10 protein-coding genes are annotated in these 15313 nt (G+C 73.0%); 6 read left to right on the top strand and 4 right to left on the bottom strand.

Annotated features, from left to right (window positions below; all coding sequences use genetic code 11):
• Positions 1–20: 20 nt before the first annotated feature.
• Positions 21–590, top strand: a complete 570-nt coding sequence (locus OO62_RS29210) for an SSI family serine proteinase inhibitor (RefSeq protein ID WP_033270638.1) — start codon at positions 21–23, stop codon at positions 588–590.
• Positions 591–781: 191 nt separating this feature from the next.
• The gene (locus OO62_RS29205) at positions 782–4849 is read left to right on the top strand and encodes a PAS domain-containing protein (RefSeq protein WP_033270637.1); all 4068 of its coding nucleotides are present in this window, start codon (positions 782–784) and stop codon (positions 4847–4849) included.
• Positions 4850–4897: 48 nt separating this feature from the next.
• Here OO62_RS29205 and OO62_RS29200 read toward each other — a convergent pair whose 3' ends face one another.
• On the bottom strand, positions 4898–6547 hold the full coding sequence (locus OO62_RS29200; protein WP_033270636.1) for a long-chain fatty acid--CoA ligase: 1650 nt from the start codon (positions 6545–6547) through the stop codon (positions 4898–4900).
• Between the two features lie 223 nt (positions 6548–6770).
• On the opposite strand from OO62_RS29200, the gene OO62_RS29195 reads away from it, so the two are divergent.
• The gene (locus OO62_RS29195) at positions 6771–7004 is read left to right on the top strand and encodes a hypothetical protein (RefSeq protein ID WP_033270635.1); all 234 of its coding nucleotides are present in this window, start codon (positions 6771–6773) and stop codon (positions 7002–7004) included.
• An 18-nt stretch (positions 7005–7022) separates the two neighbouring features.
• Here OO62_RS29195 and OO62_RS29190 read toward each other — a convergent pair whose 3' ends face one another.
• Positions 7023–8864 carry a SpoIIE family protein phosphatase gene (locus tag OO62_RS29190; RefSeq protein ID WP_033270634.1) on the bottom strand — a complete coding sequence of 614 codons (1842 nt, stop codon included), beginning with the start codon at positions 8862–8864 and terminating at the stop codon, positions 7023–7025.
• 232 nt (positions 8865–9096) lie between these two features.
• Here OO62_RS29190 and OO62_RS40905 point away from each other — a divergent pair, with 232 nt between their 5' ends.
• Genes OO62_RS40905 through OO62_RS39150 form a run of 3 tightly spaced genes read left to right on the top strand, consistent with a single transcriptional unit; the run spans position 9097 to position 13939 of the window.
• Positions 9097–10149: a HAMP domain-containing protein gene (locus tag OO62_RS40905; protein WP_248782304.1), complete on the top strand. Its 1053-nt coding sequence runs from the start codon at positions 9097–9099 to the stop codon at positions 10147–10149.
• A 17-nt stretch (positions 10150–10166) separates the two neighbouring features.
• Positions 10167–13166: an ATP-binding protein gene (locus OO62_RS36635; protein ID WP_346009369.1), complete on the top strand. Its 3000-nt coding sequence runs from the start codon at positions 10167–10169 to the stop codon at positions 13164–13166.
• Positions 13163–13939, top strand: a complete 777-nt coding sequence (locus OO62_RS39150) for a response regulator (RefSeq protein ID WP_033270633.1) — start codon at positions 13163–13165, stop codon at positions 13937–13939. The genes OO62_RS36635 and OO62_RS39150 overlap by 4 nt, the downstream gene beginning before the upstream one ends.
• Before the next feature lie 90 nt (positions 13940–14029).
• On the opposite strand, the gene OO62_RS40060 is transcribed toward OO62_RS39150, so the two are convergent.
• Positions 14030–14401: a hypothetical protein gene (locus tag OO62_RS40060; protein ID WP_051733704.1), complete on the bottom strand. Its 372-nt coding sequence runs from the start codon at positions 14399–14401 to the stop codon at positions 14030–14032.
• Positions 14402–14480: 79 nt separating this feature from the next.
• The gene (locus tag OO62_RS29170; protein WP_228332489.1) at positions 14481–15122 is read right to left on the bottom strand and encodes a DUF6313 family protein; all 642 of its coding nucleotides are present in this window, start codon (positions 15120–15122) and stop codon (positions 14481–14483) included.
• Positions 15123–15313 lie beyond the last annotated feature (191 nt).

Raw genomic sequence — 15313 nt, 5'->3', positions numbered from 1 at the left:
TCGCCTCTCTGGAGCCTGTGATGTCGCACCGCCGGAGTTCGTCCCTCTTCTTCGCGGCCGCCACCGCCGCCACCGCCGCGCTGGCACTGGCGGCGCCCACCGCCTCCGCCGCGCCGATCCCGCTGCCGCACCACCGGTCAGCGGTCGGCATCACCGGGGCGGGGCACCACGGCTCCGACGGCCGGACCGCGCCCGCCGGGGCCGGGACGGAGGGCGCGGGGCTCGTGGGGCGGTACGCGCCGCTCCCGCAGGCGCCCGTCGACCACCTCACCGTCACCGTCCGCGACTCCGGGTCGGCGCGTACCGACGGGACCTTCGAGCTGTACTGCCATCCCGACCGCGGCAGCACCCACCGCAAGGCCAGGAGCGCCTGCGCCAAGCTGGACGGGATGACGCAGTGGGGCAGGGACCCGTTCGCTCCCGTGCCGCAGAACGCGCAGTGCACGATGATGTACGGCGGCCCGGCGACCGCTCATGTGACCGGCACCTGGGCGGGGCGTCCCGTCAACGCGGATTTCCGGCGCACCAACGGGTGTGAGATCAGCCGCTGGAGCCGCTTCGAACCCCTGCTCCCGGCGACCACTTCATGACCCCTTTCGTGCCGCAGTAGCGGACCAGGTCAGGACGAGGGGCACATGTCGGGCGTGCGGTGAGTCGCCCCCGGGCGCGGCATTGCCTCCTCGTCATCCGCCTCCGCACCGCGGGCAAGTGCCCGTAGACTCCATCTCAGCGATCCGCCCCGGCGGGTCGGCACGGTGCGGTAACAGGAGGGAAGCGTCTCGTGAGCAGCAGGCCATCCCGAGGCGCTGCTCGCCTCGCAGCCATACTCGACGCCCTTCCCGACGCGCTCCTGCTCGTCAACTGCAACGGCACGGTCGTCAACGCCAACACCATCGCGCTGGAGACCTTCGAGGCGCCCGGCACGGCCCTGGTGGGGCGCGGTCTGCTGGACCTGCTGCCGACCTTCGACTCCAAGCGGATCCCGGGCTCGATGCGGCGCCGGGACGAGGAGATCGGCCAGCGGACGAAGCCGACGCGGATGGTGGCGCGGCGTACCGACGGGACCGAGTTGCTGGTCGAGGTGACCAGCGCCAACCTCGAGGACGGCCGCACGCCGTACGAGTCCGCCTTCGAGGCCGCGTACGCCGATCATCGCAACGGCTATACGGGCAACGAGCTGCTGATGCTCGTCGTGCGCGATCTGACCGGGACGCTGGACACCGAGACCGAGCTGGCCCGCCAGCAGCGGCAGACCGAGATGATCCTGCGGGCCGCGGCCGAGGGTGTGGTCGGGGTCGACGCCGAGGGCAAGGTCGTCCTGGTCAATCCGTCCGCGGCGCAGATCCTCGGGTTCCGGGCGAGCGAGCTGGGCGGCAAGGAACTGCACCCGCTCATCCACCACTCGCGGGCGGACGGGTCGGCGCTGCCGTGGGAGGACACGCCGCTGGCCGACACGCTGAAGTCCGGACGCAAGCACCGGGTGCGCGGCCAGGCGCTGTGGGCGAAGGACGGGCGGGCGGTCTCCGTCGATCTGACGACCGCGCCGGTGCGGGACGGTGATCAGCTGGTCGGCGCGGTGATGACGTTCACCGACCGGCGTCCCTACGACGCGCTGGCGGCGCGGCACGCGCAACTGCTGGCCGTGCTGGAGCAGGCGCTGCGCGGGCCGCTGGAGGAGCTGAAGGGCGAGCTGGGCACGCTCGCCTCCGACCCGGCCGGCCAGCTGTGGCCCGAGGCGAACCAGATCCTGCACCACCTGGCGGCCGGCCACGCCCGGATGACCACCCTGGTGGACAACGTCCTGAGCTACCAGCGGCTGGACTCCGGCGCGGAGAAGCTCAACCGCGTTCAGGTGTCGCTGGACGGCGTGGTCGCGGCGGGCGTGGAGGGCGCGGTCGAGCTGATCGGGCCCGGCCGGGCGCAGTTCGCGGTGCACGCCCCGCCGATAGAGGCGGTGGTGGACGCTGAGCGGCTCGCGCAGGCGCTGTCGCACCTGATCGCGGATGTCGCGGGGGTGGACTCCACGGGCCGGATGCCGGTGGGCGAGGCCGCACTCGCCGCGGGGGGGCGTACCGGCGCGATCGCCGGGGACTCCACGATCGTGGTGGCGGCGGCCAAGCGTGGCGACGTCGTACGGATCGAGGTGCGCGGCCCGTTCGGCGGCGGGGACCCGGTGCACCTGCCGATCGTCCGCGGGATCGTGCGGCAGCACGGCGGGCTGGTGCAGACGCACGACGTGCCGGGGGCGCCGGGCGGCGGCCCGGGTGCGGGCGGCAGCGCGTATGTGCTGGAACTTCCGGTGGGCGTGGACGGCCCGGCGGCGGCGGACGACGCGGCCGACGGCGCGGACCGGGCGGGCGGCAACGAGACGACGGTGATGCCGGTTCCGGCCGCCCGGGTGCGCGGCACGCACGGCGCGGCGGACGGCGGCGCCCAGGCATCCGCGGAGGAGGCCGGTGACGGCCCCGAGGGCGCGGGGGCCGCTGCGAGTGGTGACGGCGGTACCGGTGGGACCGGTGAGCCGCTCGCCGACGGTACGGAGGGCGGTACGGCGCAGCCGACCGGGCGGCGGCGGGCGCGCCAGCCGGGCGCCGAGCAGGGCGCGCCGGCGGGCGGCCCGGGCACGGGTGCGGGCGGTCAGCCGGTGGCCGGCGGTACGCAGGGTGCCGGTGTGCCGCAGGGTGCACATGAGGGTGTGAACGGCGGGGCCGGCGAGGGCGGTACGGGGCTGCCGTCGGGCCCGGCGGGCGCCGAGGCGGTGCCGGCGTCCGGCCGGCGGCGGGCGCGGCAGGGTGCCCCGGAGGGCGGCGGGCTGCCCGCGCTCCCCTCGGGTGGGGCGCACCAGACGTCCGGACAGCCGGCGGCCGGCCCGCAGGGGCCCGCGGCGGGCTCCCCGGCCGCTGTTCCGGCCCGTCCGCAGATTCCGGGGCAGGCCCCCGCCGCGGGGCAGCCGCAGGGCCTGGGGCCCGTGCAGCCGGCCGGGCGGCGGGCGCGCCGGGCGCTGGCCGAGGCTCCCGAGCGTCCTGAGCAGGGCGAGCGGGCCCAGGCCCCCGCGGCTGCCGGCGCGCAGCAGGCTGCCGGCGCACGTACCGCTTTCGCGCTGCCCCCGGCCGCGGCGGACCGGGCTCCGCAGCCCGGCCCGTCGTCGCTGCCCGCGCTGCCCGCCGCCGACCAGGTGCCCGCGCAGGGCGCCGCTCCGGAGGGTGCCGGGACCGGACGGCGTCGCGCACGCCGGCCGGTGGCCGCCGGGCCCGAGGCGACGCCCGCCGGCCGGCCCGGTAACGAGCTGGCGGCGGTCGCCGACTCCCCCGAAGCGCAGGGCGGTTGGGACGCCGAGCCGACCGGCCGGCGACGGGCCAGGCGGGCCGCTGCCGAGGAGCGGGCGGCCGCCGCGATGGCCGATTCCGAGTCGTCCGGCACGTTCGTCGCCGGTCCCGAGGGGCTGGTGGCGCAGCCGGCCGAGTCCGGTGACCCGTCGGAGGCGACGGGGGCCGGGACCGGCATGGCGCCCGGCATCGCCCCGGCCCCCGGTGGTGCCGAGGTGCCCGACCGGGCGCAGGCACCCGAGGCACCGGCGCCCACCGGCCGGCGGCGCGGGCGCCCCAGCCCCGCCGAAGAGGCCGCGGACCGGGCACCGCAGAGCCGGCCGGCCGGGCCGCACCGCCAGGCGCTGCCGCCCGCGGCCGAGGACGACGGGCAGACCTCGGGGCGGGCGTTCAGCGTGCGCACGCTCGGGCAGGGCGTGCCGTTCGCCCAGCAGATCGTCGACCAGCAGCGTCCGCCGGCGCCGCCCGGGAGCACTCCGCCCGGTGGTACGTCCGCCGGTTCGGGCCGCCGCCGCAAGCTCGCCGCGCCCCCGCAGGACGGCGAGCGCGCGGCCGCCGCCGACGCCGCGGCCGAGGGTGCGCGCCCGCAGCCGGCCGGGCCGCAGCAGCCGGGCCGTCCGCAGGCCCCGGCGCAGCCCAAGGGGCCTGGCCCGCAGCCGCATCTGATGGACACCGGTGAGGGCCGCGCCTTCGCGATCTCCGCTCCGGACGAGGGCAGCGAGGGCCCCGAACCGCTCGACGGGCCGAACGGCGCCGTAGAGGTGATGAACCGTCAGCCCATGCCGATGGACGACGAGTTGCCGCCCGAGCCGCTGGACAACCCGCGCCGGCTGCTGGTCTGGCCGGCGCCGGACGTCGCCACCCAGCAGGCGCTCAGCGACCGCGGATACCGGCCGGTGATCGTCAACTCCCGTGAGGAGGTCGACGCGCAGATCGCCGCGTACCCCGCGGCGCTGTTCGTCGACCCGCTGACCGGGCCGATCACCCGTACCGCGCTGCAGTCGCTGCGTCAGGCGGCGGGCGCGGCGCAGGTCCCGGTGCTGGTGACCGCCGGTCTGGGGCAGGCCACCCGGGAGGCCGCGTACGGGGCCGACCCGGCGGTCCTCCTGAAGGCGCTGGCGCCGCGCGACAGCGAGCAGCACCCGCCGCGGGTGCTGCTGATCGAGCAGAACGACGCCATCGCGGGGGCGCTGACCACGTCGCTGGAGCGGCGCGGGATGCAGGTCGCGCGGGCCGGCGCGGACACCGACGCGGTGACCCTGGCGACGCAGATGCGGCCGAATCTCGTCGTGATGGATCTCATGCAGGTGCGCCGCCGGCGGGCCGGCATCGTCGACTGGCTGCGGGCCAACGGGCTGCTGGACCACACTCCGCTGGTCGTCTACACCTCCGCCGACCTGGACCCGGCGCAGCTGCCGCGGCTGGCGGCCGGCGAGACGGTGCTGTTCCTCGCGGAGCGCTCGACGAGCGCCGACGTGCAGGCCCGGATCGTCGACCTGCTCGCCAAGATCGGTACGAACTGACGGTGGGGCCCGCGGCCGGGCCCCACCACCGTTTCCCGCCGCGCAAGCTCACGCCAGCAGGGTGACGTCCAGCTCTCCGTCGGCGTACTGCCTGCGCAGCACCTTCTTGTCGAACTTGCCCACGCTCGTCTTGGGGACGGCGGGGATCAGCGCCCACCGCTCCGGCAGCTGCCAGCGCGCGATCCGCTCGCCGAGGAACGCCTTCAGCTCCTCGTAGCCGATGGTCACGCCCTCGTTCAGCACGACGGTCGCCAGCGGCCGCTCGCCCCACTTGTCGTCCGGTACGGCCACCACCGCGGCCTCCAGGACGTGCGGGTGCGCCATCAGGTGGTTCTCCAGCTCGACCGAGGAGATCCACTCCCCGCCGGACTTGATGACGTCCTTGGCGCGGTCGGTCAGGGTGAGGTAGCCGTTGGGGGTGAGGGTGCCGACGTCGCCGGTGCGCAGCCAGCCGTCGGGGCTGAACTTGTCGTCGGGGCGCAGCGGTTCGCCCTGGGCGCCGCCGTAGTACGCGCCCGCGATCCACGGGCCGCGGACCTCCAGCTCGCCGGCCGCCTCGCCGTCGTGCGGCAGCCGCTCGCCGTCCGGGCCGATCAGTCGTGCCTCGACGGAGGCGGGGAAGCGGCCCTGGGTGGCGCGGTAGGCCCACTCCTCCTCGCCGCTCACGCCGGCCGGCGGGTGCGAGACGGAGCCGAGCGGCGAGGTCTCGGTCATGCCCCAGGCGTGCACGACGCGGATGCCGTGCCGCTCCTCGAAGCCGCGCATCAGGGCCGGCGGGCAGGCCGAACCGCCGATGACGACCGTGCGCAGACAGGCCACCTCGTACTGGTTGGCGTCGAGTTCGGCGAGCAGGCCCTGCCAGATGGTGGGGACGGCGGCGCCGATGGTGGGCCGTACCGTCTCGATCATCTTGGCGAGCGGGGCGGGCTGGAGGAAGCGGTCCGGCATCAGCAGCGAGGCGCCGGCCATGAAGGCGGCGTGCGGCAGGCCCCAGGCGTTGACGTGGAACATCGGCACGACCGGCAGGGTGATGTCGCGGGGGGTGAGCGCGAACGCCTCGGCGGTGTTGACCTGCAAGGAGTGCAGATACAGCGAACGGTGGCTGTAGAGCACGCCCTTGGGGTCGCCGGTGGTGCCGGAGGTGTAGCAGAGCGCCGCGGCCTCGCGCTCGTCGATCAACGGCCAGTCGTAGGTCTCCGGGCGCCCGGCGATCAGCTCCTCGTAGTCGTGTACCCGGGCCCGTGCGCCATCGAGGACGGAGGTGTCGCCGGGGCCGGCGACGACGATGTGCTCGACGTGGGGCAGCTGCGGCAGCAGCGGGGCCAGCAGCGGCAGCAGGCTTCCGTTGACGAGGACGACCCGGTCCTCGGCGTGGTTGACGATCCACACCAGCTGCTCGGCGGGCAGCCGCAGGTTGAGGGTGTGCAGTACCGCCCCCATGGAGGGGATGGCCAGATATGCCTCCATATGTTCGGAGTTGTTCCACATCAGCGTGCCAACGCGTTCCTCGTCGGCCACCGACAGCTCGTCGCGCAGGGCGCGGGCCAGCTGGGCGGCGCGGCGGCCGATCGCGTCAAAGGTGCGCCGGTGCGGCTCACCGTCGGTCCAGGTGATGACCTGCGAGTCTCCGTGGACCGTGGAGCCGTGGGCCAGGATTCGCGAGACGGTGAGCGGTACGTCCTGCATCGTGCTCAGCACCGGGTGCCTCCGCTTTGTTACGGGCGGGTAGTGGTGTTGCGATTGTCAGCGCATACCGGCTGGTATGTCACGCCCTCCGGGGCGTGTTCTTGCCAGCTCGTCACGGAGCGGCGGGGCGGCCGTTCACCCACAGGGATGTCCTTGCGGGCACGTTGCTTGTGCGGCCTCCGGCCGGGAGCCCACGCTGACGGGCAACCGGTTACTTTTCCCTCAGGAGCGACATATGCGCCCCCCTCTCCGCCGCTGCCTCGTCCTCGCCGCCCTGGGCGGTGTCAGCGTGCTCGCGTGCGGCACCGCCGAAGCGGCCCCCAGGACCACGCCGGTCCACCGGCCGTCCGACGGCGCCGGGCCCGGCCGGTCACTCCTCGGCGGGCAGTTCGACCCGGTCGTCGGGCACGGCGGCGGGGTGATCGCGGGCGGCGGGGATCTGCTGGTCAGCCGGGCCGGCGGGCGCTGAGCCCGCACCGGTCGCCGGTCACGGCCGCGGGTCAACCGTCGGCGGCACCGCCTGGAGGACCAGCACCGACAGATCGTCCTCGACCGGGCCGGTGCCGAAGTCGTGCGCCGCGCGCCGTACGTGTTCGGCCAGGGCCTTGGCGCCCAGGCCGATGCCGTCCTTGAGGACCTCGATCAGACCGTCGTTGTCGTCCAACTGCCAGTTGCCGCAACGGCGTTCGGTGACGCCGTCGGTCACGCACAGCAGCGTCTCGCCGGGCGCGAGGGCGAAGCTGCTGGCGTGGTACTCGGTGCCCTCGTCGATGCCCAGCAGCATCTGGGGTTCGGAGGCCGGCTCGACGGTGCCGTTGACGAACAGGTGCAGCGGCGGAGGGTGGCCGGCGCTGGCGACCGTGCAGCGGGCGCCGGGCACCCCCGGGTCGACCTCCAGTTCGCCGTAGAGCAGGCTCAGAAAGCGGGAGCCGGCCTGCTCACCACCGAGCTCCAGGGCCTCCGCGCTCTCCTCGGCCATGGCGAGATTCAGCCGGCCGAGGACCGATTCGACGCCGTGGCCCTCACGGGCCAGCAGGCGGACGAGGTGCCGCGCCAGACCGGTGACCGACATCGCCTCGGGATCCTTGCCCTGTACGTCGCCGAGCAGGAAGCACCAGCGGCGGTCGCCCATCGGGAAGACGTCGTAGAAGTCGCCGCCGACGGTCTGGCCCTCGCCGTGCGGCTCGTAGACGATCGCGGTGTCCACGCCGACGATGCTGGCCAGCGACGCGGGCAGCTGGCGGCGCTGGAGCGCCAGGCTGATGGTGGTCTGGCGGGTGTACTGGCGGGCGGTGAAGACGGCCTGCGCGACCCGGCGGGCGACGTCCTCGACCATCCGCACGACGGTGTCGGTCATCTGCAGGTGGCCGGCCCGGCCGAGCAGCAGGACGCCGTGGTCGGTGTCCCTGGCGACCAGCGGGAAGGCGAGCGCGGAGCCGCCCTCGGCGGTCGCACCGGCGCCCTCCGGCCAGGGCCAGGGGGTGCCGGCCGTACGGACCAGACCGGGCGGGTCCCGCTCCAGCGCGGAGCGGAGCGGGGCGATCCGCCGCTCGTCGACGTGCCAGACGCGGGAGAGCTGCATCCCGCCCCCCTCGCCGCTCAGCCAGATCGCGCACCAGTCGGCGAGCCGGGGCACCAGCAGCTGGGCGGCCAGCGCGCTGACCATGTCCTGGTCGAGCTGCCCGGCCAGCAGCTCGCTGGTCTCGGCGAGGAAGGAGGGGCCGCCCCGGTCGGCCCATTCGGCGGCGTACCCGCGCGGGAGCGCCGACCCCCTCCGGTGCCGGGTCAGGCGGACGGGCGACTCGCGCCGGGGCTCGGGGGCGACGGGCCCGGGCTCGCCCTCGGTGGCCTCCAGGCGGAACCAGACCGTCTTGACCGACTGGCGGTAGGTCACGCCCCAGGACTCCGCCAGCGCGCTGACCAGCTGGAGACCGTAGCCCGGCTCGCCGGTGCGGGCGTCGACTCCGCCGCGTACCCGCCGGGCGGGGTGCCGGTCGGAGACCTCCAGCACCACACCCACGGTGGCCCGGCCGCGGCCCTCCTCGGAGTCGGCGGGCGGGCCGTGTTCGATGCGGCAGGTCACGTCGATGTCGGTGCCGGCGTACATCACCGCGTTGGTGACCAGCTCGCTGGTGAGCAGGACCGCGGTGTTGATGAGTTCGGAGCTGATCGCCGCCGCCCCGGTGCCCGCGGTGGCCGGTGGTGCGGCCGCCCGTTCGGCGAGCAGGGCCCGCACGAATTTGCGCGCTCCCGAGGCCGCGAGCTGATTGGCAGGCAGACCTTTCCGGGACACGGACTCCGTCGCGTACGGGGAGGACAGCGCTGCCACTGTGCCCCCTGAAGATGCCGGGAAAAACTGATTACGAGCGCTTTATACTATGTCATATCCGCCCAAATGGATCAGTCTACTCACATAGATCTCTCCACAACGCTTACTGGGGGGATGGTGCGCCATGGCTCTAGACCCGGCCAGGCCCGAGCCTGCTTCCACGCCCCCACCACCCCCGGGGTCGCCGGAGCCGGCCGGACCACCGGACTCCCCGCAGGCAACGGAAACGCCCGTGCCGCCCGGCGGGGACGGACAGTGGGTACGGACGAGCGAGCTGCGGCCGCTGCTGGCCGCGATGAACGCGTTGCGCGACGGGGACTTCAACGCCGGCGTGGAGCGCTCCCCCGACGGCGGCGGAGCGGACGGCGTGCTGGCCGACATGGTCGGCGTCTTCCACCAGATCGTCGCCCGCAACGCCCATCTGGCGTCCGAGCTGCAACGCGTACGCAGCGAGATCATCCGGCAGGGCCGGCTGGACGAGCGGATCTCCGCGAGCCCCGGCCAGGGGACGTGGACGACGAACATCGAGGCGGCCAACACCGTCCTCGAGGCCCTGGTCGTCCCGCTCGCCAAGGCCACCCGGGTGCTGGACGCGGTGGCCGACGGCGATCTGACCCAGCACGTCGACCTGCATGACGGCAACCGCCAGCTGCGCGGCGATCTGCGCCGCCTGGGCAGCGGCGTGAACCGCATGGTCGACCAGCTCTCGATGTTCACCGGCGAGGTCACCCGGGTCGCCCGCGAGGTCGGCACCGAGGGCCGGCTCGGCGGCCGGGCCAAGGTCCAGGGGCTCTCCGGCGACTGGCTGCACGTGACCGAGGCGGTCAACACCATGGCGTCGCGGCTGACCGCGCAGGTCCGGGACATCGCCGTGGTCACCACGGCGGTGGCGCGCGGCGACCTGACCCAGCAGGTGACCGTCGAGGCGACCGGGGAGCTGCTGGAGCTGAAGCTGACCGTCAACAAGATGGTCGACCAGCTGCGGGCCTTCGCCGACGAGGTCACCCGGGTCGCCCGCGAGGTCGGCACCGAAGGCCAGCTCGGCGGCCGCGCCCAGGTCAGGGGCGTCTCCGGGGTCTGGAAGGACCTCACCGACAACCGAGATCCTGGAGCTGAAGTCGACGATCAACACCATGGTCGACCAGCTCTCCGCGTTCGCCGACGAGGTCACCCGCGTCGCCCGCGAGGTCGGCACCGAGGGCCAGCTCGGCGGCCGCGCCCAGGTCAGGGGCGTCTCCGGAGTCTGGAAGGACCTCACGGAGAGCGTCCGAGATCCTGGAGCTGAAGTCGACGATCAACACCATGGTCGACCAGCTCTCCGCGTTCGCCGACGAGGTCACCCGCGTCGCCCGCGAGGTCGGCACCGAAGGCAACCTGGGCGGTCAGGCGCAGGTCAGGGGCGCGTCCGGGGTCTGGAAGGACCTCACGGACAACGTCAACTTCATGGCGCTGAACCTCACCTCGCAGGTCCGCAACATCGCCCAGGTGACCACCTCGGTGGCCAACGGCGACCTGTCGAAGAAGATCGACGTCGACGCCCGCGGCGAGATCCTGGAGCTGAAGGACACCGTCAACACCATGGTCCAGCAGCTGCGCGCGTTCGCGGACGAGGTGACCCGAGTGGCCCGTGAGGTCGGCACCGAGGGCCGGCTCGGCGGCCGCGCCCAGGTGCACGGCGTGTCCGGCGTCTGGAAGAACCTCACCGACAACGTCAACTTCATGGCCGACAACCTGACGTCCCAGGTCCGCAACATCGCCCAGGTCGCCACCGCCGTCGCGAAGGGCGACCTGTCGAAGAAGATCGACGTCGACGCCCGCGGCGAGATCCTCGAACTCAAGACGACCATCAACACCATGGTCGACACCCTGTCGTCCTTCTCCTCCGAGGTGACCCGAGTGGCCCGCGAGGTCGGCAGCGAGGGCCAACTCGGCGGCCAGGCACGGGTCGAGGGCGTCTACGGCACCTGGAAGCGGCTGACCACCAGCGTCAACGAGCTGGCGCTGAACCTCACCACGCAGGTCCGCGCGATCGCCGAGGTGGCCAGCGCGGTCACCCAGGGCGACATGTCCGGCTCGATCACCGTCGACGCCCAGGGCGAGGTCGCGGCGCTGAAGAACAACATCAATCTGATGGTCGCCAACCTCCGCGAGACCACCCGCGCCAAGGACTGGCTGGAGTCCAACCTCGCCCGTATCGCCAGCCTGATGCAGGGTCACCGCGACCTGGTCGAGGTCGCCGACCTGATCCTGCGCGAGCTGACCCCACTGGTGAACGCGCAGTTCGGCGCGTTCTTCCTGGCCGAGGCGGGTGCCGAGCCCGGCGAGGGACTGGAGCTCATCGCCGGTTACGGCACCGGGCAGCCCGAAGGCCGCCGTTCGCTGCCGCGGCTGCGGCTGGGCACCCCCGGCTGGGGCCTGATCACCCAGGCCGCAATGGAGAAGAAGAAGATCGTCGTCGACGCCGTACCGCCCGACTACATCACCATCAGCTCCGGCCTCGGCGCCGCCGCCCCCGCCAGCATCGTCATCCTCCCGGTCCTCTTCGAGGACCAGGTGCTGGGCGTCATCGAGCTGGCCTCCTTCAGCCGCTTCAGTGACGTCCACCTCGCCTTCATCGACCAGTTCGTCAACACCATCGGCGTCTCCATCAACACCATCATCGCCAACTCCCGTACGGAGTCCCTGCTTTCGGAGTCCCAGCGGCTGACCGCCGAGCTCCGCCAGCGCTCCGACGAGCTCCAGCTGACCAACGCCGAGCTTGAGGAGAAGGCCGCCCTGCTGGCCACCTCCTCCCAGTACAAGTCCGAGTTCCTGGCGAACATGTCGCACGAACTGCGCACCCCCCTGAACTCGCTGCTGGTGCTCTCCCGGCTGCTCGCCGACAACCCCGACGCCCGGCTCTCGCCGCAGGAGGTGGAGTTCGCCGTCACCATCCACCGCGCCGGCTCCGACCTGCTCCAGCTGATCAACGACATCCTCGACCTGTCGAAGATCGAGGCCGGCCGGATGGACGTGCACCCCAAACCGCTGCCGCTCATCAAACTCCTGGACTACGTCCGGGCGACGTTCAAGCCCCTCACTGTCGACCGCGGCCTCACCTTCGACATCAAGGTCGGCGACGACGTACCCGAGGAGCTCTTCTCCGACGAACAGCGCCTCCAGCAGATCCTGCGCAACCTGCTGTCCAACGCCGTGAAGTTCACCTCTTCCGGAGGGGTGGAACTCCTCGTCCGGCGCGTACCGGGCACAGACTTCGACGAGGAGCCCCTGCACACGGCCGGCGAGGTCATCGCACTTGCCGTGAAGGACACCGGCATCGGCATCCCGCCCGAGAAGCTCGACGGCATCTTCGAGGCGTTCCAGCAGTCCGACGGCACCACCAACCGCAAATACGGCGGCACCGGCCTCGGCCTCTCCATCAGCCGCGACATGGCGGCACTGCTCGGCGGCCGGATCACCGCCGAGAGCAAGCCCGATGTCGGTTCGACCTTCACGCTGTACGTGCCCGCCCGCTACGCCGCCCCGCTGCCGGCGCCCAGCCCCACCGCCGCGACCCGCCCCGCGGACAGCGCCGCGCAGGCCACCCCCGGGCCCGCCGCGGCGACCCGGCCCGTCCTCGCCGAACATCTCAGCACCAGGCCCACCCCGAGGACCGCCCCGGCTCCGGACCAGGAACCGCCGGGCGACGACGGCTTCCGCGACAAGGAGGGGCGGGAGGACCTGGTGTCCGGCACCCTGCCCCACGCCGCGGACGGCGGCGACGTCACCTGGCCCGAGACCACCCGCCTCAAGGACTGGCTCAGCGGACGCCCCGGCCAGGTGCTGGCCAACCGTCGGCTCCTCATCGTCGACGACGACATCCGCAACGTCTTCGCGCTCACCCACGTACTGGGCCGGGTCGGCATCCGCGTGAAATACGCCGAGAACGGCCGCGAGGGCCTGGAGGTCCTCGACCGGACCCCGGACGTCTCGCTGGTGCTGATGGACATCATGATGCCCGAAATGGATGGATACGAGATGATCAAGGCGATCCGACAAACCCCTCGTTTCGCGGACCTGCCGGTGATCGCGCTCACCGCGAAGGCCATGCCGGGCGACCGCGAGAAGGCGATCGAGAGTGGGGCCAACGACTACATCCCCAAGCCGGTGGACGTGGACCGCCTGCTGTCCGTGATCTGCGGGCTGCTGGATCCCGAGGACTCCGCCTGCGCGCCGCAGCCCGACGGCTCCGAAGAGGCCGGTTCGGGCGCGGGCACCGGCGCCGGCCCGGACGACCGGGGAACGGCGGGGCAGCAGCGATGACCACCGCGTCGGACACCGCAGGCATCCTCATCGTCGACGACATGGAGGAGAACCTGGTCGCCCTCGAAGCCGTCCTCGGCTCGCTCTCCCGGCGGGTGGTCCGCGCCCGGTCCGGCGAGGAGGCCCTCAAGGCCATGCTCCGCGAGGAGTTCGCGGTGGTCCTCATCGACGTCCTCATGCCGGGCATGAACGGCTTCGAGACGGCCGCCAACATCAAGGGCTTGGACCAGACGAAGGACGTCCCGATCATCCTGCTGACCGGCGCCTCGGTCGACCCCAACTACGCCTACCGGGGCTACACGGTCGGTGCCGCCGACTTCCTGATCAAGCCGTTCGACCCCTGGCTGCTGCGCACCAAGGTCAATGTCTTCCTCGAACTGCACCGCAAGAACCAGCAACTCGCCGCGCAGGCCGACCAGTTGAAGCGCCTGCTCACCGCCGACAACCGCCCGGGAGGCGAGGCGGGGGCCGCCGCCGCACAGGAATCTGCGGACGGCCAGGAAGCGGTCTCCCCGGGGCGCCCGGCCTCCCGCGGGATCGACGAGCCGCCCGCCGGGCCGACCGGGCCGCCCCCCGGCCCGTCGGAGTCCGACCGGCCGCCGCCCCTCCCCGAGACCTCCGAAGCGGGCCGGCTGGCGGACGTCGCGGGCCAGCTCGCCGAACTGGAACTCCTGCTGCGCGACGCCAAGGGCACCGACCACACCAACCTCGCCGACCGGATCGCCGAGCTGGAACGGGCCGTGGGCCGGCTGCTGACGAGCCGGGAGGCGTAGGCCGGTCGCCTTGGCCGGTTGCATTGGCCGGTCGCCTCGGTCATCAGCGGCGGTGGGCGCGACGCAGGGGCAGGGGCGCGCCGCCGGTGGCTATTCGGGCATGCCGCCGCGCCCTCGCCGGAAGCGTCTGCGCCCGGGGCGTTCGGGCGGACGGGGGATGTACGGCAGCCGGTCCCGCGTCTCGCTCGTACGGCTCCACGCACGGCTCAGCGCCGGCCGGACGTAGGTGAGTTCGGTGCGTGGCGCCCGGCTCTCCTCGAACTCGCCCGGGTCCTGACCGGTGACCGCTATCAGGTCGAGCAGCATCCGCTCCGCCAGATCCGGCTCCAGCTGGACCCCCACCCCTTCGGAGCCCCACCGCAGTACGAGCTCGGCGGCCCTGGTCAGCCCCTCGTCGGTGGCGGTCGGGAACGCCAGCGCCAGGGAAGCCCGGACGATCTCCACCGCACTTTCGGCCTGCATCAGTCGCCGTCCTCTCCCGGGGAGTCAGCCGTTCGCCGCCCCGTGCCGCCCCACCACGCGCCCCGCGCCACCTGCGCCCTCACGGCTTCCGGGCCACGCACACCACACACAGTCCGACCAGCGCGGCCGGCCGCATGTGGATGAGCGTCGCGTCCTGCGCCTGGCGCAGACACTCGTGCCGGTCGAGCTTGGAGAGCTGCTGGGTGCTCATGGTGTCCTTGATGATGACTTCCCAGTGGTCCTGCGCTTTCACCCAGTCGTTGCGGTGGGCGATGCGCACGAAGGCGTCCACGAAGACCTGCTCGGCCAGCGTCCCGTGGAAATACGCGCCGAGGTAGTCGATCCGGGACGGCGGCCGCAGCCTGGCCGCCCAGCCGCGCCGCTGGAAGAGCGTGCTGGTCGAGATCGACTTCACGCTCTGGATGCGGGTGGCGATCACATGACCGGCCACGCCACCGATGACGGCCGGCACGGCCAGCCAGCCGATGACGGACGCCAGCCACAGCAACGTGTGCTGGGGCGGGTCGATCAGGGTGAAGGTCCGGTACACCTCGCTGGGGCTCGCCGCCCGCGCGGCGAAGACGTACAGCAGGGTGACACCCGTGGCGAACGGCAGACCCCAGTCGATGGTCCACTGCGTCAGCCCGGCCAGCGCCTTCCGGGAGCGCCACAGCCGGCGGATCCTCCGCGTACGGCGTACCGGCGGCAGCGCCAGATCCATGGGTATAGGGATCGGGTTGTTCAACGACGCCCCCGTTCGTCCTGCTCACGCACATGACGGGCCCGGCCGGTCAGGCACGCGCTCACCACCCACGATTCTAGACACCTGGACTGCGGCGGGTGCCGGTAACGGACGGTTCGGGGAGGGGAGTTGATGGCTTTGGGGGTGCCTGGTGGGGGGTGGGTTGGCGG

Origin of the sequence: Streptomyces lydicus, assembly GCF_000717345.1 — a bacterium.
Lineage (GTDB): Bacteria > Actinomycetota > Actinomycetes > Streptomycetales > Streptomycetaceae > Streptomyces > Streptomyces lydicus.
Note: the sequence above shows the minus strand (reverse complement) of the source record. Positions and strands in the feature narration are given on the sequence as shown.